The 23,410-nt window shown below is 61.0% G+C and carries 22 protein-coding genes and 2 tRNA genes; 7 read left to right on the top strand and 17 right to left on the bottom strand.

Annotated features, from left to right (window positions below; genetic code table 11):
- Positions 1-12: 12 nt before the first annotated feature.
- Positions 13-420 (top strand): hypothetical protein, encoded by a 408-nt coding sequence (locus SynA1524_RS10480; RefSeq protein ID WP_186497689.1) that lies wholly within the window; start codon positions 13-15, stop codon positions 418-420.
- Between the two features lie 1,179 nt (positions 421-1,599).
- A complete protein-coding gene (locus SynA1524_RS10475; RefSeq protein ID WP_186497688.1) occupies positions 1,600-1,821 on the top strand; it encodes a hypothetical protein in 222 nt (73 codons plus the stop codon).
- 78 nt (positions 1,822-1,899) lie between these two features.
- Here SynA1524_RS10475 and SynA1524_RS10470 read toward each other — a convergent pair whose 3' ends face one another.
- Together SynA1524_RS10470 and SynA1524_RS10465 are read right to left on the bottom strand one after the other, a co-directional pair.
- Positions 1,900-3,234, bottom strand: coding sequence for a leucine-rich repeat protein (locus SynA1524_RS10470; protein ID WP_186497686.1), 1,335 nt, complete (start codon positions 3,232-3,234; stop codon positions 1,900-1,902).
- A 522-nt stretch (positions 3,235-3,756) separates the two neighbouring features.
- Positions 3,757-4,905 (bottom strand): cob(I)yrinic acid a,c-diamide adenosyltransferase, encoded by a 1,149-nt coding sequence (locus tag SynA1524_RS10465; protein WP_186497684.1) that lies wholly within the window; start codon positions 4,903-4,905, stop codon positions 3,757-3,759.
- A 53-nt stretch (positions 4,906-4,958) separates the two neighbouring features.
- Between SynA1524_RS10465 and larE the strand changes: the two genes are divergently transcribed.
- Positions 4,959-5,789 (top strand): ATP-dependent sacrificial sulfur transferase LarE, encoded by an 831-nt coding sequence (larE, locus tag SynA1524_RS10460; protein WP_186499615.1) that lies wholly within the window; start codon positions 4,959-4,961, stop codon positions 5,787-5,789.
- On the opposite strand, the gene speD is transcribed toward larE, so the two are convergent.
- Positions 5,790-6,245: an adenosylmethionine decarboxylase gene (speD, locus tag SynA1524_RS10455; RefSeq protein ID WP_049692885.1), complete on the bottom strand. Its 456-nt coding sequence runs from the start codon at positions 6,243-6,245 to the stop codon at positions 5,790-5,792.
- Between the two features lie 30 nt (positions 6,246-6,275).
- Positions 6,276-7,394, bottom strand: coding sequence for a DNA replication/repair protein RecF (gene recF, locus SynA1524_RS10450; protein WP_186499614.1), 1,119 nt, complete (start codon positions 7,392-7,394; stop codon positions 6,276-6,278).
- 85 nt (positions 7,395-7,479) lie between these two features.
- Between recF and SynA1524_RS10445 the strand changes: the two genes are divergently transcribed.
- Positions 7,480-7,553: transfer RNA gene (locus SynA1524_RS10445), tRNA-Arg, on the top strand.
- 3 nt (positions 7,554-7,556) lie between these two features.
- Here SynA1524_RS10445 and SynA1524_RS10440 read toward each other — a convergent pair.
- From SynA1524_RS10440 to SynA1524_RS10405, 8 genes are all read right to left on the bottom strand, one after another.
- Positions 7,557-8,030, bottom strand: coding sequence for an N-acetyltransferase (locus SynA1524_RS10440; RefSeq protein ID WP_186497682.1), 474 nt, complete (start codon positions 8,028-8,030; stop codon positions 7,557-7,559).
- A gap of 4 nt (positions 8,031-8,034) precedes the next feature.
- On the bottom strand, positions 8,035-11,067 hold the full coding sequence (gene ppc / locus SynA1524_RS10435) for a phosphoenolpyruvate carboxylase (protein WP_186497680.1): 3,033 nt from the start codon (positions 11,065-11,067) through the stop codon (positions 8,035-8,037).
- Positions 11,064-12,206: a glutamate--cysteine ligase gene (gshA, locus tag SynA1524_RS10430; protein ID WP_186497678.1), complete on the bottom strand. Its 1,143-nt coding sequence runs from the start codon at positions 12,204-12,206 to the stop codon at positions 11,064-11,066. The genes ppc and gshA overlap by 4 nt, the downstream gene beginning before the upstream one ends.
- A complete protein-coding gene (locus tag SynA1524_RS10425) occupies positions 12,203-13,723 on the bottom strand; it encodes an anthranilate synthase component I family protein (protein ID WP_186497673.1) in 1,521 nt (506 codons plus the stop codon). Before SynA1524_RS10425 ends, gshA begins: the two co-directional genes overlap by 4 nt.
- A 52-nt stretch (positions 13,724-13,775) precedes the next feature.
- On the bottom strand, positions 13,776-14,207 hold the full coding sequence (locus SynA1524_RS10420) for a photosystem I reaction center subunit II PsaD (RefSeq protein WP_186497672.1): 432 nt from the start codon (positions 14,205-14,207) through the stop codon (positions 13,776-13,778).
- Between the two features lie 111 nt (positions 14,208-14,318).
- Entirely contained in the window at positions 14,319-15,656 is a 1,338-nt protein-coding gene (locus SynA1524_RS10415) for a sensor histidine kinase (protein WP_502707923.1), read from the bottom strand.
- Positions 15,653-16,891: a rod shape-determining protein RodA gene (rodA, locus tag SynA1524_RS10410; RefSeq protein ID WP_186497670.1), complete on the bottom strand. Its 1,239-nt coding sequence runs from the start codon at positions 16,889-16,891 to the stop codon at positions 15,653-15,655. Before rodA ends, SynA1524_RS10415 begins: the two co-directional genes overlap by 4 nt.
- 2 nt (positions 16,892-16,893) lie before the next feature.
- On the bottom strand, positions 16,894-17,970 hold the full coding sequence (locus SynA1524_RS10405) for an Mrp/NBP35 family ATP-binding protein (protein ID WP_186497669.1): 1,077 nt from the start codon (positions 17,968-17,970) through the stop codon (positions 16,894-16,896).
- A 117-nt stretch (positions 17,971-18,087) separates the two neighbouring features.
- Between SynA1524_RS10405 and hemF the strand changes: the two genes are divergently transcribed.
- The gene (gene hemF / locus SynA1524_RS10400) at positions 18,088-19,179 is read left to right on the top strand and encodes an oxygen-dependent coproporphyrinogen oxidase (RefSeq protein ID WP_186497667.1); all 1,092 of its coding nucleotides are present in this window, start codon (positions 18,088-18,090) and stop codon (positions 19,177-19,179) included.
- On the opposite strand, the gene SynA1524_RS10395 is transcribed toward hemF, so the two are convergent.
- From SynA1524_RS10395 to SynA1524_RS10385, 3 genes are read right to left on the bottom strand one after another with little or no spacing between them, the layout of a single operon-like run.
- Entirely contained in the window at positions 19,172-20,011 is an 840-nt protein-coding gene (locus tag SynA1524_RS10395; RefSeq protein WP_186497665.1) for an N-acetylmuramoyl-L-alanine amidase, read from the bottom strand. The genes hemF and SynA1524_RS10395 overlap by 8 nt on opposite strands.
- An 8-nt stretch (positions 20,012-20,019) precedes the next feature.
- Positions 20,020-20,574, bottom strand: coding sequence for a cofactor assembly of complex C subunit B (locus tag SynA1524_RS10390; protein WP_049692486.1), 555 nt, complete (start codon positions 20,572-20,574; stop codon positions 20,020-20,022).
- A gap of 45 nt (positions 20,575-20,619) precedes the next feature.
- Entirely contained in the window at positions 20,620-21,003 is a 384-nt protein-coding gene (locus tag SynA1524_RS10385) for a helix-turn-helix transcriptional regulator (protein WP_042504448.1), read from the bottom strand.
- A gap of 119 nt (positions 21,004-21,122) precedes the next feature.
- Here SynA1524_RS10385 and SynA1524_RS10380 point away from each other — a divergent pair, with 119 nt between their 5' ends.
- Entirely contained in the window at positions 21,123-21,767 is a 645-nt protein-coding gene (locus SynA1524_RS10380; protein WP_011128894.1) for a ribonuclease D, read from the top strand.
- A gap of 10 nt (positions 21,768-21,777) precedes the next feature.
- On the opposite strand, the gene SynA1524_RS10375 is transcribed toward SynA1524_RS10380, so the two are convergent.
- Both SynA1524_RS10375 and SynA1524_RS10370 read right to left on the bottom strand, forming a co-directional pair.
- Positions 21,778-22,035: a DUF8658 family protein gene (locus SynA1524_RS10375; protein WP_186497663.1), complete on the bottom strand. Its 258-nt coding sequence runs from the start codon at positions 22,033-22,035 to the stop codon at positions 21,778-21,780.
- Positions 22,036-22,054: 19 nt separating this feature from the next.
- Positions 22,055-23,275 (bottom strand): lipid-A-disaccharide synthase-related protein, encoded by a 1,221-nt coding sequence (locus SynA1524_RS10370; protein ID WP_186497661.1) that lies wholly within the window; start codon positions 23,273-23,275, stop codon positions 22,055-22,057.
- Positions 23,276-23,329: 54 nt separating this feature from the next.
- On the opposite strand from SynA1524_RS10370, the gene SynA1524_RS10365 reads away from it, so the two are divergent.
- Positions 23,330-23,400: transfer RNA gene (locus SynA1524_RS10365), tRNA-Cys, on the top strand.
- Positions 23,401-23,410 lie beyond the last annotated feature (10 nt).

The following is a 23,410-nucleotide window of genomic DNA, read 5'->3' as shown; positions in this document are numbered from 1 at the left end:
AGTATTATCTAAATGACAGTTATTCTTAAAGACACCGTGCCTCCAATTACCGAAGTAGCAAAATTGGGCTATGCAGCAGTAGCTGTGTATAGCCTGATGTATCAATCTGCGTATCAGGATCTACGATATGACAAAAGAATGTACAGGAAATGGAAAGATCGTAGAGACTGTGGTGGCACAACAAATTGGTCACACAAGGCGATTGCTGAAACACTTCATATGGGGAAAGCAAAGGTAATTAATGCCATTGATTTGCTCCTTGACAACGGTTTTATTCAGGCTGAAGGATTAATGCCGTCATCTAAAGGTAGTAAACATCGGATTTATCGTGTGGTTCACCCTGACATGATTGATGCAGTAAGACATGCCATGTCATTTTTCACAGCCACTGCTTCTGATAGGGCTAAGCAGGCAAGTTAGAGGTAACCCTAAGACACCAGTCCCCACCTGGGTTTAGAGCGGTCCCTGCCTTATACAGGGGGAAGAGAAGGGGGGACTGTTGCTTTTGTACCTTTGGGGAAGACATCCTTCCCATTTATTAATGTCCAGGTCGAGCGCAGCGAGACGGACATTCTGTAAGTACCGCCTAAAGACAAGTTAACCACAAGACACATTGTCTTTAACTTGTACTAACTCCTGGTTGATTTTGGAAACGCTTTTTGTTTCTACTTATCAACTCTTTGTTTACTGGATGAACAAAACAAACAACAAGTTAAATAAATAGATTTACTTGATCTTTTCGCCGAGCTTGAATCTGAATATCACAATGTCCATTGAAGGGACATCTTGATATTACTATTCATGCTGTATGGATACAACAACCTTCAAGCGAACAAAAAACAGGAGCATTACCTGTTGGTTGTCTTAGCTAACGGAGGTGATTGGCCGTTAGCAACCAGATTGGGTGCACTGGTTCATCTAAATCACATGTCATAAAAAAGCCATCCTTTTGGATGGGTATGTTTAGCTCAACGAATGTCTGGTGACCTCGTATTGGTTCGATTCCAATAGTTCGTATTGGTATTAGTCTCCTACGTCCTTCGTGATGTAGGTGAACTAATACCCAATCAAATAATGAAATCAGCTAAAGAAATCTATGTAGACAACAGAAAAAGGACAGTCATTGAGTGCCAGTCCTGTGGAGCCACAACGTACGTCAACGCGGGAATAGACACCAAGACAGCCAAGACGGCAGTGGATCGATCCTGCAAGGTATGTAGCCCACCTCAGAACCTTCCAAATAACCAAGGTTGGTGGCTGGAGTTTGGTCTTGATAAGAATCCATATATTTATGGACCGATGCCACGATTACGAACTGGTCTTAGGTACCGGATGGAAGAGGCCAGGCGTATGGGTTGGATGGCCTGGGTTTGGCACGATGAGTACGAGGAAGACCGAAAAGGTGTTCAACCACAACTACAAGCTACCAAAAAATAACAATCTGAAAATGCAGACATACCTAGATCAACTACGTGAACAAGTCAGACTCAAGCAATTGGGTCTCAAGGAACAGAACAAGCCACAACAACAACCTGGTCTACCTTCATTGCTAGACCTCATCGACAAAAATACGAAGGATTCAAAGAAATGAATAACCCAATGTCTGACTCCTACAAAAAAGAGGTTGAGGAATTCAAAAAGTGGGCTGACAATTCACTAGGAAGATGTGAAGATTTCAGTAAAGGTATTTCTCCAAGGCCTAGATATGAACGACCTTACGAACCACCGATGTCCCCAGCACTAAAAGACATCATCGACAATACCTTTAACTATGCGACTAGAAAATTTAAGGCAAAGCAGCGACCAATGCTTGATATTTGACCTAGCTATTTACTTCTGGTTCTAATGATCTGATTCACTTCAACTCGCCTGGCGACGGGGTTAATATTCTGTCCGTAATCAGACAGCAATCCTGGCGATGGCGTCGTTTCCTGCTGCCAAGAACTCGTCATAGTCCTGATCTACTAGAAGCATCCGAATACTGTTAGTAACTCTTATCAGAGTTCCATCAACATCATCAATGACGTCATAAATAGTGTCTTGATATAGACCAATACGATCTCCTTGTATAAGACTGAAATCATTAACTATATCAACACCTTTGGATGTCTTAAAGACATCCGCACCTCGCCCACCAATTAAAACATCATCGCCTTTGGAACCCAAGAGATAGTCATCACCTTTTGATCCTTTGAGGATGTCATTACTATCGCCACCTTCAAGGATGTCATCACCATTCTTGCCGTTTATTTTGTCTCTACCACTAAGTCCAAGGATAAAATCATTTGACTTTGTACCGTTGAGCTTGTTGTTCTTGTTTGTTCCAGCAATTGAATTTCTTGTAGTAGGTAGAATGTAGTCATTGTCGTTAGGTTCAGGAGTTGGCTCAGGTGCAGGAGCTGGTGTTGGCTCAGGTGCAGGAGCTGGAGTTGGCTCAGGTGTCGGCTCAACAGCACCGGAATAGCTAAATTCCACTCCAAGATCAAATGCTTTATGTGGAGGATTGTCTTTGAATATTGATGGCAATTTAACCTTAGTCAGCTTGTTTCTCTTGAACGCCCCGCTGCTAATTGAAGTGACAGAATCAGGTATTAAAACCTCAGTTAGATTGTTGCCAATGAACGCCCCGGAGCCAATTGAAGTAACAGAATCAGGTATTAAAACCTCAGTTAGATTGTTGTTCTTGAACGCCCAGCTGTGAATTGAAGTGACAGAATCAGGTATTATAATATTGGTCAAATCGTTTTGCTGGAAAGCCCTTCTGCCAATCGAGGTTACAGAGTCACCAATTACGACCTCAGTCAACTGGTTATCATAAAACGCCCCGCCGCCAATTGAAGTGACGGAATTACCAATGTTAGCCTCAGATAGCTGATTTCGAGCAAACGTCCATTGACCTATCGAAGTAACACTATTGGGAATGACAATGCTTTTAAGTTGGTTTCCATAAAACGCGTAGTCGCCAATCGAGTTGACAGACTCACCAATAATCGCCTCATTCAGCTTATTTTCATAAAATCCTTTAAGGTCAATAGTAGTTACCCGCTCAGGAATAACTATTTTATTCAGACTGCCGCCTCTAAACGCTTCCGTTCCAATTGAGAGGACAGAGCCTGGAATAGTTACGCTTTTAATTTCCTTGCGGCCCTTAAAAGCCCTAGCAGGTAATTTGAATGACCCTTCGGCAATAGTTACGTGACCAGTGGCACTGTCAAAAGTAAAACTAAATGTCATTGGATTAAACCAAACTTCTCTAATATTAGTTGTCTAGTGCTAATTGGTCAAGGATTTTTGAATAAGTCAGTAGTTCTGTAGGATTGAACAAGACAATGCATTTTTCTTAGGAGTCTCAAACAAACAAGACAAATTTCTGAGAGGTCATTACGTATATACGAAGGTGCTGATTGACCCCCATAGCCCCTTCGTCCAAGGCTCAGCAGCACGGCTAGACGGCCTTGCAGCAGCAGCTAGCGCTCCAGGCAGGGCTTACCACTTGAAACATTTACGGCTTGCTGCAGTGCCTTCCAGGCCTTAGTTCAAACCGATCGAGTTCGTCCCTACAAACTTTTCCCTAGATCGGTTGATGTGGCTGTGGTGTGGTGACTATCGCGGATAAGCGGTCGTTCATTTGAAGCCGAACCGAAGACCTTTTCTCAATAAACTCTCTCCTATTGAGAATCAATCGGGTGCTATCTGTTTCGCGGATTTGTGTAAGTGATTCCGGTATACAAACTTCGTACAAACTCTTACGAGGCCTCAATAATCCACTCCTCGCTTGAGGTCCACGCCTTGCTCGGCGTAGTGCTTGTGGCACACCATCTCGGAGTGGATGCTGGCCAGATCGAAATAAGCGGGCTGGTTTTTGCAGCGGCCGGTGATGATCACTTCGGTTTCCGTCGGTTTGCGCAGCAGCGTCTGCACGATCGGCTCCTCCGGCAGCAGCTCCAGATCCACCGTTGGGTTGAGTTCATCGAGGATCACGGTTTTGTAGAGCCCGCTTGAGATGGCAGCGCGGGCGATCTCCCAGGCCCGTTCCGCTTCCACGTAATCGATCGGTTCCTGCTGGCCGCGCCAGACGATGGCATCACGGCCGGAGCGAAGGTGATCCACCAGATGGGGATAGCTGTCCCGCAGCGCGGCGATGGCGGCGTCCTCGGTGTAGCCGCTGCCCCCTTTTAGCCACTGCAGGATCAGCACCCGGTGGCTCTTGTCCTGGCTGATGCCCCGTCCAATCGCCTGCAGCGCCTTGCCGAGGGCGCTGGTGGATTTGCCCTTGCCTTCGCCGGTGTAGATCTCGATGCCGCTGCTCATGTTGAGCGGGATCACCCGATCCTCCTCCAGCCCTGGCCGCCGGTGCGCCCGCATCTCGGAGTGCAGGTCCGCCACCCGCACCAAGGGTGCAGGTGCCGCGCGGCCGGTCACGATGATTTCCATGCCCTCCGGCCGCTGCCTGAGTGTGTTGACAACGTCCTCCACGTCCAGCAGCCCCAGATCCAGCACCGGGTTCAGTTCATCCAGCACCACCACCGAATAGAGCGCGCTGGCGATGGCTCCTTTGGCGATCACCCAGCCCCGCTGGGCTTCCTCCCGATCGAAGCGGGTGGCTTCTTCAGCGGTGAAGTGATCGGCACGGCCCGTGCGCAGGTGGTCGATCAGATGCGGGAAACCCTGCTGCAGCGCTTCGATGGCGGCGTCTTCGTCGTAGGCGCGGCCTGGACCCTTGAGGAAGCGCAGCAGCAACACCCGAGTGCGTCGTTGTTCACAGATGCCGAGGCCGATGGTGCGCAGCACCACTCCCAGGGCGGCCTGGCTCTTGCCCTTGCCCTCACCGTCATAGATGTGCAGCTGACCATGGCTGCGCTCGCGGCTGTCCGCCGCCGTCACGATGCCGATGCTTCGGGGCATGGTCCCGGCTCTTACAGTTGGAGCCTACCGAGATCGACCGGGTTGTTCCGCTGATGTTCCGGCTGCAGGAACCTTTGCCGTCGCGGCAGGCCGATCTGCTCCAGCAGTTGCGCACCTGGCTGGCTTCACACGATGCCCTGTGCGTGGCTTACTCCGGTGGTGTGGACAGCACCCTGGTGGCCGCAATCGCCCATGAACAGAAGGGTGATGCCGCTGTCGCGGTGACGGGGGTCTCGCAGGCCCTGGCTCCCCATCTGCTGGAGGAGGCGCGGGCGCAGGCGCAGTGGATCGGCATCCGCCATCAGGAGTGTCCAACCCGTGAGCTCAACGATCCCGACTACAGCAGCAATCCTTCCGACCGCTGTTTTGCCTGCAAGCGGGAACTGCATCACCACCTGCAGCCGATCGCTGCCGCCGCCGGTGGTGCCTTGGTGGTGGATGGGGTGAATCTGGATGATCTCGGTGACCACCGCCCCGGCATTGAGGCGGCCCGGCAATCTGGGGTGCGCTCCCCCCTGGCGGAATTGGCCATCGACAAGGCCGCCATTCGCCAGTTGTCATCAGCCCTCGGTTTTCCCTGGTGGGACAAGCCGGCCCAGCCCTGCCTGGCCTCCCGCTTCCCCTACGGCGAGAGCATCAGCGCCGAGCGGCTGAAGCGGGTCGGGCAGGCGGAAGCCTGGTTGCTGGCCCGAGGGTTCCCCAGGGTGCGGGTGCGCAGCCAGGGCCTCTCCGCGCGCATCGAGGTGCCCCGTGATCGGCTGGATGATCTGCTGGCCCTGAACGCAAAAGAACCCCTGGTCAGCAGCCTGCTGGACCTGGGGTTCACTTCTGTGAGCCTGGATCTGGAGGGCCTGGTGAGCGGCAAGCTCAACCGCGGCCTCTGATCAGCCAGGCAGCTGGATCGGTTCGCGCACGGTGTCGGCCACAGCCGCCGGTGTTTCCCTTCGAAAACTCCTCAGGGCATGGCGCTGGGCCCGCAGTTCGTCCCGCAGAACGGCGCAGGCCTGTTCCGGCATCGTGTGGTCACCGCAGGTGAACACATCCACGGCGGCATAACCGCTCTCGGGCCAGGTGTGGATGGAGATGTGCGATTCCGCCAGCAGGGCCAGTCCCGTGACGCCCTGGGGCTCGAAGCTGTGGGTGATCAGATTGAGAAGGGTGGCACCAGCACGTTTCGCTGCTGTCGTGATGGTGGTTCTCAGGAATGCTTCGTCGTCGAGCCGGGCAGGATCGCAGTCGTAGAGCTCGAGAATGCAGTGTTTGCCCACCATGTCGGTGGCTTGCAACTGGGTGTCCCCCCATCCCGGGTTGGGATGCAGGTCAGACAGGGTCTGCTCCATCAGGCGATCAGAGAAAAACAGCAAAGCAGATTATCCGATCTCCACCCCTGGACTCAGGTCTCCAGGATTGAGAATCTGGGAATGCTCTCGCCAGCCGCCCTCAAAGCCGCTCAGGTGGGTAGCGCTCACCAGGCATTGATGCTCCTGCCCCACCGCCTCCAGCAGCAGGTGCTGACGGGTGGGATCGAGTTCCGCCAGTACGTCGTCCAGCAGCAGCAGCGGCGCCTCGCCGAACAGCTGGGTCACCAGTTCCAGTTCCGCCAGTTTCAGCCCCAGCACCAGCGAGCGTTGCTGGCCCGATGATCCGAACCGCCGCGCCGGTGTTCCCCCCAGTTGCAGGGACACTTCATCGCGATGGGGCCCCACCCGGCAGCTGCCCAACCGTTCCTCCTCCGGCCGTTGCCGCCGCAGCTGCTCTTCGATGGCCAGTCGCCATGGCTCCTCCGCTTCCTCGGCATCGAGTCGACTGCCCGGTAGGTAGTGCAATTCCAGCTCCTCGCTCCCGGCACTGAGGTGCGACTGCCAACGGCGCGCGATCGGTTCCAGGCGCCGCAACGCCCGTTGGCGGCGGCGATGAATGCGCGTGCTCATCAGGGCCATCTGCACATCGAAGGCATCGAGCAAAGCGTCCCGCTGGTTCGGGCTGGTCTGCGCACCACGACGCCAGAGCTGGCTGCGTTGGCGCAGCAGGCGGTTGTAGCGGCCGAGCAGATCGGCGTAGACGGGCTCCAGCTGCAGCACCACCCGGTCGAGCCACTGCCGCCGCAGGGCCGGTTCCCCCCGCACCAGCTCCAGATCGAGGGCGCTGAACCCGATGCAGCGCAGAGGACCGATCAGATCCAGCTGGCGATCCAGAGTCTTGCCGTTGCGACGGGCCTGGCGCCCCCCTTGGCGACGCAGCTCAAGCTCCAGCTGATCGCCATCATCCAGGCCGGCCCGCAGCAGGGCCCGCGGTGCCTCCCACTGGATCAGGTCACGGTCCTGGCTGCAGCGATGCGAGCGCAGGCTGCCCAGCAGCTCCACCGCCTCCAGCAGATTTGATTTGCCGATGCCGTTGGGGCCGATCACCAGCAACCGCGGCTGGGTCAGCTCCAGCGACAGCTGACTGTGGTTCCGAAACCCCTGCAGCTGGAGCGTTTGGAGCCGGATGGGTCACAGAGCGGCGTTTGGGTAAGGTACTGACAACGGGCCGGCCTGTCGGGCGGTCTCCTGCTGTTACCTCACTTAGGCCAGTGGGCATGTAGCTCAGTTGGATAGAGCATCAGATTCCGGTTCTGAGGGTCGGGGGTTCGAATCCCTCCATGCTCGTGTTCAGTCAGTTCCAGAGGTTGATTTCAGCCTCAACCCCATGGCCCGGATGCCACTGGGGTCGATCACAAACCCCTGACCCTTCAGCGCTTCGAGCGACATCGCCGGCGCGGAGACGGACAGGCTGCAGCCAGGCAGGTCTCGCCGCAGGATGTGCAGGGCTCGATGCATCAGAACCGTCAGCAGCCGGCCCTGATCCGGTCCCGGAAGGGCGGACAGATTCCAGAGATTGGCGTTGAGGGCCATGTCGCTGGTGGCCCGCACGAATCCCACCAGCTCTCCCGTGGACTCCTCAAGAATGCTGATTTGCCACAGGCTGCGCTCCATCGCCTTGGGCCAGAGCTCTTCCGGGTGGGTGGATTCCTGGCAGGACGCCAGCAGTCGGTTGATGGCTGCCGGAGATGGCACCTCACCGGTTTCGAGTCGGTATCCCTCGGGGAGTTGAGGAACACTGGGCTGCTGAAGGAACGAAAGCAAGGGATCAGCCGGTGTTGCGCATGCCGGCGGCGATGCCATTAAGGGTGAGCAATGCGCCCCGCAGCAGCTCACTGCGGCTGTAGGTGCGGCGATCCTCCGGCGTTCCAGGGGATTCGCTCATGGGGGGCTGGCGGTTCTGATCCCGCAGTCGCCGCAGCAGGGCCACCTGCAGGAAGCCCAGGGGAACAATGGTGCGGTTGCGCAGATCCACCGACAGCTGCAGGTTCTGATCGGCCCCAAGCAGGCGGCTCTGACCGGTGATTTCAAGTACCAGCTTCAGGGTGCGGCCGTATTCATCGGCGATCACCTTGAAGATGTCTTCAAAGGCATCGCGCTGCTCCGGGTTGCCGAGGCTGCTCATGTAGTGGTGCGCCAGGTCGAGATCGACCTTGGACAGCGTCATCTCCACCTTGGAGATCAGCATCCGGAAAAACGGCCAGCGCTGATGCAGTCGCCGCAGCAGGTCCAGTTGCTCAGGGTCGTCGTTGACCTCCTCCGCCAGGGCGGTGCCCACACCGAACCAGCTCGGCAGCAGGAACCGGCTTTGGGTCCAGCCGAACACCCAGGGGATTGCCCGCAGACTGGAGAGATCCCGGGCGCCGGTCTTGCGGCGGGCCGGACGGCTGGAGATCTGCAGCTTGCTGATCTCCTCGATCGGGGTGACCTGCTGGAAAAACGCCACCAGATCGGGGTTGTCGTGGACCAGGGCCCGGTAATGCTCGCGGGAGCGCTTGGCCACGCGGCTCATCAACTGGTTCCAGCTCGGGGTGGCATCCAGCTGATTGGTCACCAAGCTGTTCTGCACCACCGCCGTCGTGACGGTTTCCAGGTTGTAGAGGGCAAGTTCCGGCAGGCCGTACTTGGAGGCCAGCACTTCACCCTGTTCGGTGATCTTGATCCGGCCCTGCAGTGTGCCGCTGGGCTGAGCAAGTATGGCCTGGTAGGCCGGGCCACCGCCGCGGCTCACCGATCCACCCCGGCCGTGGAACAGCCGCAGGGCCACGCCATGGCTACTGGCCAGGGTTTGCAGGGCGATCTGCGCCTGGTGAATCTCCCAGTTGCTGGAGAGGAAGCCCGAGTCTTTGTTGCTGTCGGAGTACCCGAGCATCAGCTCCTGCAGGGGCTGTCGCTGGACGCCAACACTGGGGAGCAGATTCCGGTAAATCGGCTTCTGGAACAGGCCGTCCATGACCTCGGGGGCCCGCTGCAGGTCTTCCACCGTTTCGAACAAAGGCACCACCAGCAGCGATGCCTTGCCGGCCTGCGGGTCCGCCAGGCCGATCTCCTTCGCCAGCAGCATCACCTCCAGCAGGTCGGAGGCGGTGTGACTCATGGAGATCACATATGAGTGGCAGATCCGCTGACCGAATTCCTGCTGCAGGCGATGCAGCATCTGGAACACCGCAAAGGTCTGGGCGGTGGCTTCGGACCATTCGACCGCCGCGGGGATCAGAGGCCGGCGGGTCTGCAGTTCCTCCAGCAGCCAGGCCACCCGCTCAGATTCCTCCATGGCGCCGTAGGCCTTGGGAAGCTGCAGGTTGGTGGTCAGCTCATCGATGGCGTCGCTGTGGCGGGTGCTCTCCTGCCGGATGTCCAGGCTCGCTAGAGAGAACCCGAAGATGTGGACCTGGTTGAGCAGGGTGTCGAGCTGTTCGCAGCTCAGCTCGGTGCTGACAAGGCTGTTGCGGATCAGTTCCAGATCACTGCGGAACTGATTGATGTCGGTGTAGTGCAGCGCCTCATGGCCCGGGATCCCATCGGTTGGCGCTGTGGTGGCAGGTTCCGGCGGCGACTGCCAGCCAGCCTCTGACATCTGATGGTTGCGCTGCAGCGTGAGCTCCAGCCGTTCAAGGATGTAGCTGAGCTTGAGCCGGTAGGGCTCCAGCCGATAGCGGGCGGCCCGGCGCTCATAGATCTCCGGGAAGCGCAGCCGGTCCATTTCCAGCGATTCCAACAGTGGTGGGGCTACCTGGCTCCACTGCATCGAGATGCTCAGCTGGTTGCGCAGGGATTGCACCGAGCCGATGTAGAGCTCCAGCATCAGCTGGCGCTGATAACAGGCGGTCCGCCAGGTGATCTCCGGGGTGACCGAGGGGTTGCCGTCGCGGTCGGACCCCACCCAGGACCCGAAGGTGCAGAAGGACGCCTGGGGGAACTGCACATCGGGGTAGTGCCGGCTCAGGGATGACACCAGCCGCCGCCGCAGCTGCGGCATCGCTTCGAACAGCACCTGCTGGAAGTAGTGCAGGGTTGAATCCACCTCATCCAGCACCGTCGGTTTGAACTGGTGCAGCTCGTCGGTGCGCCACCAGAGGCGGATCTCCTCCTCCAGCTGGCGTCGCAATTCCTCTTCGTCGTAGCGGGGCAGCGCTGGCTCTGACTGCAACCGTTGCAGCAGGGACGCCACCTTCCGCTGTTTGTGCCGCACGGTGTGCCGCACGATTTCCGTCGGGTGGGCGGTGAACACCAGTCGGATGTCCAGTTCCCGCAGGAGCGTCTCCACCTGCGCGGGGGGAACATTCATCCGCCGCAGCCGCTCGAACACTTCGCCGAATGTGGCGGGGTCGGTCTGGCTGGCCAGGGGCGGGGCGAAGGGATCAAACGGTGCCGCGGTCTCGTCGTCCTGGCTGCGGCTGGGACGAAGGCTGTCGAGATAGCTGTCTTCCTCGATGCGCTGCTCGAGGATGTTGATCAGCTGGAAATACAGGGAGAAAGCACGGGCTGCTGCGATGGCCTCGGAGAGATCCATGCTGAGGATCAGCTCAACGATCGCCTCGCTGCTGCTCTCACCGTCGCGGCCTTCCAGGGCCACCGGATCACTCAGCTGCTTGAGACGGAGCAGCCGCTCGCTTTGTTCCGGGGGGCATTCGCTGCGCAGCACGGTCTGCCACAGGTCTTCCACCAGCTCTAGGCGATGCTGCAGCAGGCGGCCGGCGCCGGGGCTGCCACCGCTGGCCCAAGGCTGCTCGCCGTCGGGGGCATGGGCGGTGGACTGGGGCATCGACGCTCCGCTGGTCTCGGGACTGCGCATGATCATCCCAAAGCGCCGCTCAGGGGGGCGACGGATTCTTCCTGATCCTTCATGGCACAACTGCCCTGCCGCAGAAGGTCTCCGATGCTGCAGCCCTGCTCAATGGCTGCTGTCCAATGCATGGCTTGGTTGCCGGATTCCAGCAGCCGTCCCAGCGGTTGAAGCCGCTCCCTGAGGTCGAGGGCTTCGGCCCGGGGGCTCAATTGCTCCAGAATCTCGGCAATCCAGGCTCGGCCGGTCACCGCACGGCCGTCCTGCCAGTGCTGGAGCGTGGCATCGAGGCTTGAGCGGGCCGCGGCGGCGTCATTGCTGTCGGCCAGCTCCGCCAGCTCCTCTGCGCTGAGTTCACTGGCCTGGAGCGGATCCAGCCGCTGCGGGTCATCCCGCAGTTCCAGCAGCCGCAGTTCCAGCAAAGCCGTGATCGCCAGCAGTTCCGCCGGGTCGGTGATCAGATCACAGATGCGCAGTTCCAGGCGGTTGAGGTCGTAGGGCCGTCGCGGTCCGTTGGGGCGGACGGAGGTCCAGAGATGGCGTTCGTTGCGCATCTGGCCATCGGCCAGGCGCTGCTCCACCCACTGTATGTAGTGGGTGTGATCCAGAAACAACGGCACCTGCCGTGGGGTCAGGGGAAACTGATGCCAGCGCTGCGAGTGGTGGCCGGTCAGCTGACCACCGAGAAACGGTGAACTGGCACTGAGGGAGAGCAGCAAGGCCGCTTCGCAACGCACCAGCCGTACGGCTGCGAACAGCCAATCCAGGTCCGTGATGCCCAGGTTGATGTGAACGCTGGCGGTCACGACCTTGGTGCCGTAGGTCGTTTCGATCAGGTCGTGATACGGATTGGTGGGATCCGATCGCTCGAAGCGGCTGCTGTCGCCGAGGCTGAGGGTGCTGCCCGGCAGCAGGGTCAGCCCCCGGGGAGCCAGCCATTCGCGCAGCCGCCGGCGTGGTTGCAGCAGGGCCTCTGGCAGAGCCTCGTAGGCGCTGATCGGCGGGGTGGTGTACTCCAGGTTGCGGTGGTCCGGTTCCGTGACGAAATCACTGAGATCCCGGGCCACCTCGCTGGCCACTCCCACGTTGGTGCCGTCCGGTCGCCCGGTGAATAGCTCCACTTCAAAGCCCTTGAGCAGCAGCCCTTCGGTCATGTCCGCTCCGGGTTGAGGCAGGCCAGGGCCGTGAGCATGCCGCGGGCCTTGTTGAGGGTCTCCTGGTATTCCGCCGTCGGCTTCGAATCCGCCACCACGCCAGCTCCCGCCTGCACCTTCACCTTGCAACCACCGGACGGGTCCGGTTGAACCACCATGGTGCGGATCGTGATGGCGGTGTTCAGGGCTCCCGCCAGATCCACCGATCCATAAACACCGGAATAGGGGCCGCGGGCATCGGGTTCCAGCTCATGGATCAGCTGCATCGCACGGATCTTGGGGGCTCCACTCACGGTTCCGGCGGGGAAGGATGCCATCAGCAGCTCCCACACGTCGTGCTGGGGGGCCAGACGCCCCTCCACCTGGCTGACAATGTGCATCACGTGCGAGTACCGCTCGATCACCATCAGATCCTTCACCGCCACAGTGCCGGGCTGACAGACCCTCCCGAGGTCATTGCGGCCGAGGTCCACCAGCATCACGTGCTCGGCACGTTCCTTGGGGTCGGCCAGCAGATCCAGCTCCAGGTCGCGATCCTCATGGGCTGTCGTGCCGCGCGGACGGGTGCCGGCGATGGGTCTAAGGCTGGCTCGGATGCCCTCCGGCGTAGGGTCGGCCTGCACCATCACCTCCGGACTCGATCCGATCAACTGCCAGTCCCCGAAGTCGAAGAAGGCCATGTAGGGCGATGGATTGACCATCCGCAGGCTGCGATAGAGCTCCAGCGGCTGCTGGGGAACAACCGTCTCCAGGCGTTGGCTGATCACCAGCTGGAAGACGTCCCCGGCGGCGATGTGCTCCCGGGCGGTGTCGACCGCCGCCTCAAAGCGCTCCTGGCTGCAGTTGCTCTTGACATCGGGAAGCTGCTTGGCCTGCGCATCCCAGGGCAGGGGATCCACCAGGGGGAGCGGGGCTTCCATGTGCCGCCGGAGCGCTGCAATCCGCGCCATGGCCCCGTCCCAGGCAGCGTCTTCTGATTGACCCTGGCTCAGGTCGGCGAAGGCCACGGCCGTGATCTGTCGCTTTACCTGATCGAAAATCAGGATCGCGTCCATCAGCATCCAGATGCCGTCCGGAGGATCCGACACCTGCCGCGGATGCACCGGAACACTGGGTTCAATCCACTTAATCAGCTCATAGCCCCAGACGCCGTAGAGCTGCCCGAGCGGTGGCAGTCCGGGCAGGCTGATGCAGCGGTAAGGCTCCAGACAACGCCTGAGACTGTCGAAGGGATTGCCACGCAAGGTTTCTTCGCGGCCGTCACGCCAACGTCGTTGCAGGCAATCGTTGCGGGCTGATGCGGTCCACAGGGGATCGCAGGCGATGACGCTCCACCTGCCGAGGGTTTCACCACCCTCAACCGATTCCAACAGCACCCCAGGGGCATGATCGGCCCCGACCTTGATCCAGGCCGTCAGAGGGGTTTCAAGATCCGCCGGCCAGCTCTGGGCCAGCGGAATCAGATTGGCACCGTTGGCTGCGGCCTCGTGAAAGACGACGCGATCAGGACTGAGCATGACGGCATCTTTGCAGCACCGCCCCAGTGAGGGGCGGGGTCAGTGCGATGGATCAGGAGTCGTAGGTGTTGCGACCGCTGAACTTGATGCTGGAGGGGTTCACGTTCTGACCGATGCGCCGGGAGTTGTGACCCACCATGGTGCGACCTTCGTTCACTTTCTCGGAGACCACACCGTCCTTGGGATAGAGGAATTCGGTGTCGCCGCCGGGGAAGATGCGGTAGATCTTATAATCATCGATCCGGGGCTTGAACTTGGTGCGCAGCTGTGTTCCGAGGGCAAGGCACTGTTCCTTGCGGGCGAAGTACATGATGTTTTCGCCGGAATTCATCATGGCGGCGCCGCCGGTCGGCAGCTCAAAGGCCTGAGCGCTGTTGCTGGTCCAGGTGATGGCGTATTTCTCTTCGGTATCAGCGGCATTCAGCAGACCACCGGTGCTGCCGATGAACTGAGGAAGCTGACCATTCAACGCCGATGCTGTCATGGCTGCGGTAATCCAGACGGTCCGTTACGACTGGAAAGTAGCACCGTGGTTGGGGCTTGATTTGGCTGGCGAAAGCAACCTTCACACCCGTCAACAAAGCGGTTCCTGATATCAGGTTGGAATCGGTGCCACGGGGAAGAACACGGTGAGATCCCGATCGCGTCGTGCGTGGTATCTCCCGCCCAGGCTGGCCATCAGTTGACGGGTGGCCGACTGACTGAGCTGAAGGCTGCCGGTGGCTGGATCCCAGCTGAGCACAGTGCCCACTTGTTCGGTGCTCGAACCCGACCCGGTCGATGCCGGCCCGTCCTCCATCTGCACCAAAAGCTGCAGTTTCAGGCGGGCGCCGGCCGGCTGCAGCTCCAGTCGCAAGCCGGTTCCGCCGGGTAATCCCCGACTGACCCGGTCGATCAGACCGCCGAGCATCGGCTCCAGCCGCCTCGGGTCGCTGAGCACATCGGGCAGGTCAGGCTGCACGTCCAGCGTGAGGCTGAGTTGGCGTCGCTCGAGTTGGTCCCGCCAAATCGGTTCCAGACTGCGCAGGATGGAGCCGAGATCCGTGCGGGCCAGCTGAGTTCCCTCAGGTTGGCGCTGCAGCTCGGCGGCATGGAAGATCAGCCCGAAGCGGTCGATCTGTTCACTGCATTCCCCATCAATCTGTCGAAGCCGTTTCTGCACCACGGCGGGCAGGTCGTCGCGGCGCAGCAACGAGCGGATCAGGGTGCGGATCGTGGCCAGGGGGGTGCGCACCTCATGGGTAATGGCCTCCAGCAAGCTGAGGTCGTGGGAGGACTCCTGGTTTGATTCGGAGCTGCTCTGGGTCGGTTGCAGGGTCAGGCTAGGTGCCGTCACGGTGAGCTTCTCCGCCAGCCGCGGCCAGAACTGCTGGTCGAGCTGGGGATCGCTGTGCAGCGGGCCAAGACCGGTCAGCTGTGTTCTCAAGGCTTCAGCCAGCTCGGGGGACTGACCCTGCAGCCGCGTTCCGAACAGGGCCAGGGCATCGCCCAGGGTGTCGTGGTCGCAGCGCATCAGCAGCTGACGCCGGTCTTGATCGCCATGGATGGCCAGTGCCACCTGCAGGGTCGGTGTGATGACGATCAGCAGGGGGTCCAATCCGTCCTCAGGGTGCAGGGGCAGCCGACGGAAACGCATGCCCTCCGGCCGCTGGCCGCCACTTCCCGGCAGGGCGGCATGGGACGGACTGAAGCGATCGAGGTTCTCCGGCGCCAGCACCCATCCCTGCAGATGGGCCAGAAGCTCGGGCTCGTAGAGCGCTGGCAGCGGGGAGGCCAGCCAGATTCCCGCCTGGGCATCGCGATTCAGCAGCTCCTCCTGAAGAATTTCGAGGGCGCCCCACCAGAGGCGACGCACCCCGGATTCATCACAGGCTCCAGGACGTCTGTCCCGGGCCAGACGTTGCCGCAGGGCCTGGAGGCTGTTGTCGCTCACCATCGACCCAGTGAGCCGACTCGGCTCTGCCGCACCACGGACAGGCAGAGGCCTAGACAGATGAAGTTGACGAGCATCGCCGAGCGCCCGTAGCTGAGGAACGGCAGGGGGATGCCGGTGATCGGTCCGAGTCCGATGGTCATGAAGATGTTCACCACCACCTGGAACATCACCATGGTTCCGATGCCGACCACCACCAGCGATTCGAAATCGCTGCGGGCGTGGCGGGCCACCTGCAGCAGGCGCATCATCAGCAAGGCAAAGCCCGCCACCACCAGCACCGTGCCGATGAATCCGGTTTCCTCACCGAGTGCACTGAAGATGAAATCCGTGTGCTGTTCAGGAATGAAGCGCAGTTTGGTCAACTGACCCTGTAGCAGCCCGGTGCCGAACAGCCCGCCGGAACCGATGCCGACGCTGCTCTGCAGCAGGTGATAGCCACCACCGAGAGGATCCTGGGAAGGGTCGAGGAACAGCACCAGGCGATCGCGTTGATAGTCCTTGAGGCCGTTCATCCACAGCCAGGGGGTCACCACGGCCATCAGGGAGTGGATGGCAACGGTGATGGCAGCAGCCAGTCGCTTCCAGGGCAGGCTCCGGAAAGCCAGGATCATCATCAGCGGGATCCAGATCGCCATCCCCCAGGGCAGCAGACCGGACAGCAGCGCCGTGACCAGCGGAGACAGCAGCAGCACGACCCATTCGATCGGCATGCCCGACCAATAGAGCATCGTGAGCATCAGGGCTCCGAACACCAGTGATGTGCCCAGGTCCGGCTGGATGAACACCAGCAGCCAGGGGATGGAAATCACCCCCAGTGGGCGCAGCAGATCCACCGGACGCTCCACCGGATGACGGGCCAGAACAGCCCCCAGCAACAGGATTGCCGCGATCTTGGCGAATTCGGACGGCTGAACATTGACGGGCCCGATGCTGATCCAGCGCTGCGCTCCCAGGGCGGTGGTGCCCACCACACGCACGGCGATCAGACTGAGAACCGTCATGCCGTAAACTGGGATTAGAAGCGGCTGCAGCCGTTGCAGTGGCAGGCGTGCCAGGACCAGGGCAATCAAGGCTCCGACTCCAGCCGTGATCCAGTGGTGATACCAATCGGCGTAATCGGCCTGCCGTTGGGTGCTGGCAATCAGCACGCCGGCGATGGCCACCATGGCCAGCGGAACGCCCCAGAGGATCCATTCCTTGGATTGTTGGCGTCGTCCGCGGCTGGTCGTCATCGTCAGGCCGTTGCGGTGACCTGCTGAAGCACCCGTTCAGCCAGTCCCTGGAATTCCTCCGCACTGGCGGAATCCGGCCGGCTGATCACGATGGGGCGTCCGCTGTCGCCCCCTTCCTGCACCGGCATCTCCATGGGGATCTGCGCCAGAAGCGGCACGTCATAGTCCGCAGCGAGGGTGGCTCCGCCGCCACTGCCGAACAAGGCGTAGCGCTGTTCGGGGCGATCCGGCGGAATGAAGGCGCTCATGTTCTCCGCGACGCCGAGCACCGGAATGCCCAGTTGCCGAAACATGGCCAAGCCACGGCGGGCGTCCTGCAGGGAGACCTGTTGCGGTGTGGTCACGATGACAACACCGGCCATGGGCACGGCCTGGGCCAGGGACAGCTGGGCATCGCCAGTGCCGGGGGGAAGATCCACCACCAGTACATCGCGTTCACCCCAATCGGCCTGATACAGGAACTGGCGGATGATGCCGTTCAGCATCGGACCACGCCAGATCACCGGCTGGTGTTCATCGATCAGCAACCCCATCGAGACCATGGCGACGCCGCAGCTTTCAATCGGCACAATCCGCTGCGTGTCGCCACTGCCGCGCACCTCCGGTGTGCGATCGGCCACTCCGAGCATCGTCGGTGCATTCGGGCCGTAAATGTCGGCGTCGAGTAACCCCACGCTCAGCCCCTGCTGCGCCAGGGCGCAGGCCAGATTCACCGCAACGGTGCTCTTGCCGACGCCCCCTTTGCCGCTGCTGACGGCAATCACCTGGCGGACGCCAGGGATGGACTGGCGCTCGGCCGGTTGTCCATGGCCGGCCTGACCGATTCCCCCCTGGCTGGGGGGCTGCCCCAGTTCGATCTGCACATCATCGATTCCGTCCAAGCTCAGCAGCGCTTGACGGGCTTCGCCGGCGATGCGTTCACGCTGCCCCTGGGCGAAACCGGGCAGGGCGAGTCGGAAGACCACACGGGAGCCCTCCACCCGGACCTGATCAATCCAGCTGAGTTCCGTCACGGCACGGCCGCTGCCCGCATCCTGGATCTGAGCAAGAACGCCGTTTGCCTGCTCGACCGAAACCATCGGATTGTGCTGCTGCGGGCTGGATCCTAGGGGCGCCCTCCCGTGACAGTCCCTGACGGAGTGTTGTCTTGGGCTGGCATCACCTGTTTAGGTTCTTCGATCGAATGGTCTGCCTTCATGGTTCGCTCCCTGGTTCGACGCCTGCTTGGCCGCCCACAGAACAATGGGATTGCTGCGCCGGCTTTGGAGCTGCCGCCTGAGGATTCCCGGGCCCGGGCTCGGGCCATGGTGATGGGATTGCAGGATGAGATCTGCGCAGGTCTGGAGTCCCTCGATGGTGAAGGGACATTCGTCGAGGAGAGCTGGGAGCGGCCTGAGGGAGGCGGCGGGCGATCCCGGGTGATGCGCGAAGGCCGTGTCTTCGAGCAGGGCGGCGTGAACTTCTCGGAAGTGCAGGGCCAGGAGCTGCCACCCTCAATCCTCAAGCAACGTCCTGAGGCCAAGGGGCATCCGTGGTTTGCCACGGGCACCTCGATGGTGCTGCACCCGCGCAATCCCTACATCCCCACGGTTCACCTCAATTACCGCTACTTCGAGGCTGGTCCGGTGTGGTGGTTCGGTGGTGGGGCAGACCTCACGCCCTATTACCCCTTTCTGGAGGATGCCCGTCACTTCCATCGCACCCATCAGGCGGCCTGCGATTCGGTCCATCCAGACCTGCACAAGGTGTTCAAGCCATGGTGCGATGAGTACTTCTTCCTGAAGCACCGCGGTGAGACCCGCGGCGTTGGTGGCATCTTTTACGACTATCAGGATTCCAGCGGAGTGCTCTACAAGGGGCAGGACCCTTCAGGTCCCGCCGCAGGGGTATCGGCTCAGCTGGGGGCTCGTCCCCTGGGCTGGGAGCAACTGTTCGCCCTGGGGCAGGCCAATGGCCGTGCCTTTCTCCCGTCCTATGCGCCGATCGTGGAGAAGCGCCATCCGATGGCCTATGGCGATCGCGAGCGTCAGTTCCAGCTCTATCGCCGTGGGCGGTACGTGGAGTTCAACCTCGTGTGGGATCGGGGGACGATCTTCGGTCTCCAGACCAACGGCCGTACCGAGTCCATCCTGATGTCACTGCCGCCGTTGGTGCGCTGGGAATACGGCTTCAAGGCCGAGGCCGGGTCCAGAGAAGCTCTGCTGACGGAGCTGTTCACCAAACCCCAGAACTGGCTTGGTGATGCATCCCTGGAGGACCGCTGCCGCCCCCACGGCGCCATCAACTGACCCCCTGAACCAGGGCGTTCACCACCCGCTCGGCGATGCACTCCAGGGTCTGGGAGCGGGTGGAAGGGTTGCGCAGCTTGTTCTCCAGCGGCGGCTCCAGCATCGCGATTTCCAGGATGCCGATGCCACGACGGGGACCGCCGAGGCCGTTACGGAAAAGTCTTGGGAACCGGCCGAAGGCCTTGGCAAGGCTCTCGTCCAGCGCATTGAGAGGCCGATTGATCGCCGGGATCAAACCCGATCCGAACCCGTAGGGCCGGTAGGCATCGAAGTGAATCTCCAGGATGTAGTCGCCGCGGGCTGAACGTGTCTTGGCTTGCGACCAGTTGGTTCTTGGATCCTCGTCGTTGCGGATGGTGAGTGCCGGTGGTGTGTAAGCGCTGATGTTGAGACCTCGGGTTCGCCCCAGCCGCACCACGGCCTTCTGCACCTGCAGGTTCCAGTAGAGCTCGTCCCGCATGCGGGGATCCATCGGCGCCTGACGCCGCTTGTCCACGGCGAAGCCCGGTGTTCCGGCACTGGCCATGGCCTGGGAATCCGCGTGGCCGGCCATCACCACGATGGACTGATTGGGCTTGACCGCACCCCGCCCAATCCAGCGTCCCGGCATGCGGGTGCGAGGGCCCAGAAGGGGATCGGGGTTGCCGCTGGCGGGGCATTGCGTCGCTGGAACCGTCGTGGGTGCCTGTGGCGCGGGTTTTGGTTGAGAGGTGAGCCAGTTCTGGCGTGGCTGGGCCGTCGTGGCGGGGCAGAGCAGCAGCGTCAACGCCAGCCCACCGAGGCTGAGATGCGTGCCGCACCGTTGCTGATGACTCCAGGTGTGCCAGGCCATGCGTCTGATCAGATCGGTGACGACAGCAGGGAGCCGTCACTGGAGAGCTGAAGGCTGTCCGCCAGTTCCAGCTCGATGGCGATCAACTCATCACGGTGCGCGCGAAGACGAACCGTGATGCCGGCTTCGTTGTGCTCCTGCAGCAGTTGCAGTTCCAGCGCCTCGGTGCGGGCGGCCCGCCGGCTGTAAACGGAGCCGGCCACAGGGCCGAGCAGGATCAGCAACAGCGGCCACCAGCTTAGCTGCGGAGCCAGCTGGCGCAGCACCAGGCCGAAACAGGTGCCGCCGATGGCGGCCAGAACGGACAACAACACGGCCAGCGGTTGGCTGGCGGCCACAGACCCCCGGAAGCGCAACACCTGCCGATCAGCATCGCCGCCGTCCCGGCTCCAGCCCCGTTGCTCCAGCCAGTCGCTCAGGCCGCTCAACACCTCCAGGGCTGGCCTGGGGGAGTGCACATCCACAACGGTGGTGCGGTCCTTGCTGGCGGCGCGCAGGAAAAACACCAGGCCAATCGCCAGCAGGACGGTCAGCAGCAGGGTGGATTGAAAGCCCGCAGGCATGAACCAGCTCTCAAGTTGGACTGTTCTAAGCCGTCTTTGATCGCGTTAGTTCAACACCAGCCGGTGGGATTCCAGCCAGCTGTGCCACGGGGACATCAGCTGTTCGGCCTGGCCCCTGGCATCCGGCATCAGATGCAGCATCCGGCGGGGGCGACCACGGCTCGGGCAGCGCTGGGTGTACGTGCTGATGGAACCCTGTTGCTCGAGGAAGTCCAAGGCCTGCTGAAGCACCGTCTCGGAAAGCCGCAGCTGGGGCTCCTCCCGCATCAGTTTTTGCAGCAGCCCGGAGGGATAGTTGTCGTCCTTCAGCAGGCACTCGAGCACCCAGCACACCGCCAGTTCCAGGTCGAGGAACTGTGGTGGTGGCTGGCGAAAGTACTGCTCAATATCGGCCAGGCAGGTTCTGGACGGCTTGCGGCGGGAGAACACAGCAACAGAAGCACTGGTTCCATCAAAGTCGATCTCATTTTGAGATTCAAGAGGGAATTTCAGTGGCGTCCCGACAGGCCTGCCGCTGGCCACACTGGAGCTGCTCACTGCGTGTTCCCATGGCCGATTCGCTTCCTGCTCCCGCTGAATTCGCCGTCTTTGACGGCGATCTGGATGCGGATTGGACCGAGCGATACCTGCGCATGTCCGCCCTGGCGGTGGACACCGAGGCCATGGGTCTGATCCATGGCCGCGATCGTCTCTGCCTGGTTCAGATCGCTGATGCCGACGATCGGGTCTGCTGCATTCGGATCGGGCTTGGTCAGACCTCGGCGCCCAACCTGCAGCGGCTCCTGGAGGCCGCTTCCGTGGAAAAGGTCTTCCACTTCGCCCGCTTCGATGTGGCAGCGCTGGCCAGCGGCCTCGGCATCGCCGTCAGCCCCATCTTCTGCACCAAGGTGGGTAGCCGTCTTGGTCGCACCTACACACCCCGCCATGGTTTGAAGGACCTGGTGATGGAGCTGGTCGGGGTTGAACTCGACAAGGGTGCCCAGAGCAGCGACTGGGGCCGGGTGGATGAGCTCAGCGATGTTCAGCTCGCCTACGCCGCCAATGATGTGCGCTATCTGCTGCCGGCACGTCAGAAGCTGGAAGCCATGCTGCGGCGTGAGGGGCGCTGGGATCTGGCGCAGCGCTGCTTCGGATGCATTCCTGTGATCGCGGATCTGGATCGGATGCGCTTCAACCAGACCTTCGAGCACTGAGCTTCAACGTTCAGTCTTCGAGGATGAAGTTGCCGTCTCCCTCGCTTGAACTCAACAGCGCGGTCAAGCGCTCGACGCTTCCCCCGTCGTTGCTGTCCAGGGCGGTGAGCATGGATTGGGCCATGGCCCGTCGTCCCTCCAGGTCACGCTTGCCCTCGCGGGCTGCTGCCTGATCCACCTGGCGCCGGGCACTGGCCAGGCTGATGCTCAATCGGCTGGCCAATTGAGCGCAGATTTTGACGTATTCGGAGTCCTGAATGGCTGCCATGGGTCCCAGTGGCGGTCCTTCAGTATCCGTGCAGCCGTTCAAGGATTAACGCAGCAAGGCGGGCGCTTCCCCCGGGAGGGCCCATCCTTCGTTGGCCGATCCGCCCGAGGCGTTCCCGCAGCGGCGGGTTGTCCAGCAGCTGCTGCAGCCTGCCGTGGAGCTCCTCCGGGGAGCTGCAGGGGCGCACAGCTCCCCCCAGCAGGCGGCTTTGGCGCCGCGCGAAGGGCCACTGGAACTGTGGCCCCGGCCCCGGCAGTGACAGGGCCGGAATTCCAAGCCCAACCAGTTGTTCCGTTGCGGTGCCGGCGGTGGCCACGCCAGCTTCCGCCCAGCTGGCCCAGGTTTGGAAACGCTTCACGCCGATCAGCACCAGCAGAGGTCCCTTCACCCAGCAGGCCGCGGCATTGAGCTGGTCGGAGGGAGGCAGGCCGCGGCGGAACTGTTGATCGCGAAGGATCGGTTCGAGTTGATCCAGGCTCGGTTGGCTGCCGACAGCAACAAGAACGGCAATCGGCTGATCGGCCTTCAGCCGGCTGATGCCATCCAGCAGCCGGCTGAAGTTCCGTAGGGCCTCCGGTACGCGGCTTCCACACAGCAGAAGCACCCGCCTGCAGCGTCCAAGGCTGGCGGGAACATCACCGTTCGTCAGGCCATCCATCATCGGATTGCCCGGTGCCAGGGCCCGCACGCCATGGCGCTGGAGTCCGCGGGCGGTCAACCCATCGCGCATGGCCACCAACCGGCAGCGTGCCGCTCGCATCAGCATCCACTCCCATGGATCCCATTCGCTGCCTTTCAGCCGGTGGTAGCGATCGCTGGGGCTCTGGCCAGGGCCGCTGCACCAGGTGTAGTCGCTCTTCGGGGTGCCGATGAAGCCATAGCGGGCGCCACTGCTCCAGGCCATCAGCAGGGGGAGGAGATCGCCGATCGCCAGCAGCTTGAGGCCGGCGCGAGCCCGCTTACCGATCAAGCGCCACTGTTGCCAGCTGAGCATGGGAAGGCCGGCCTTCAGGTCCGCCAGAAATCCAGTGATGCTCTGGTTGCTGAACCCTCCGCTGGGGAGGGCGGCCGCTGGACCGATCCGTTGCAGCCAGCCCTTCTGAATCGCATCGTCAAAAACACGCCCCTGACCGACCAGAGGCAGCACTTCAAGCTTCAGGGCGGGGCACTGGGCATGCAGTTGTTCCAGCACCCGCAGAGCGATCAGATCCTCCCCGTGGCCATTGCAGACCACCAGCAATCCAGCATCGTTGTGGCTGATACGATCGCCTGATGGGAACGGCCGTTCCCGATCGGCGGCATGGCCAAGTGGTAAGGCAGAGGATTGCAAATCCTTTATCCCCAGTTCGAATCTGGGTGCCGCCTTCGATCGATA

Source organism: Synechococcus sp. A15-24 (assembly GCF_014280195.1).
In the GTDB taxonomy this organism is placed as follows: Bacteria; Cyanobacteriota; Cyanobacteriia; order PCC-6307; family Cyanobiaceae; genus Parasynechococcus.
Note: the sequence above shows the minus strand (reverse complement) of the source record. Positions and strands in the feature narration are given on the sequence as shown.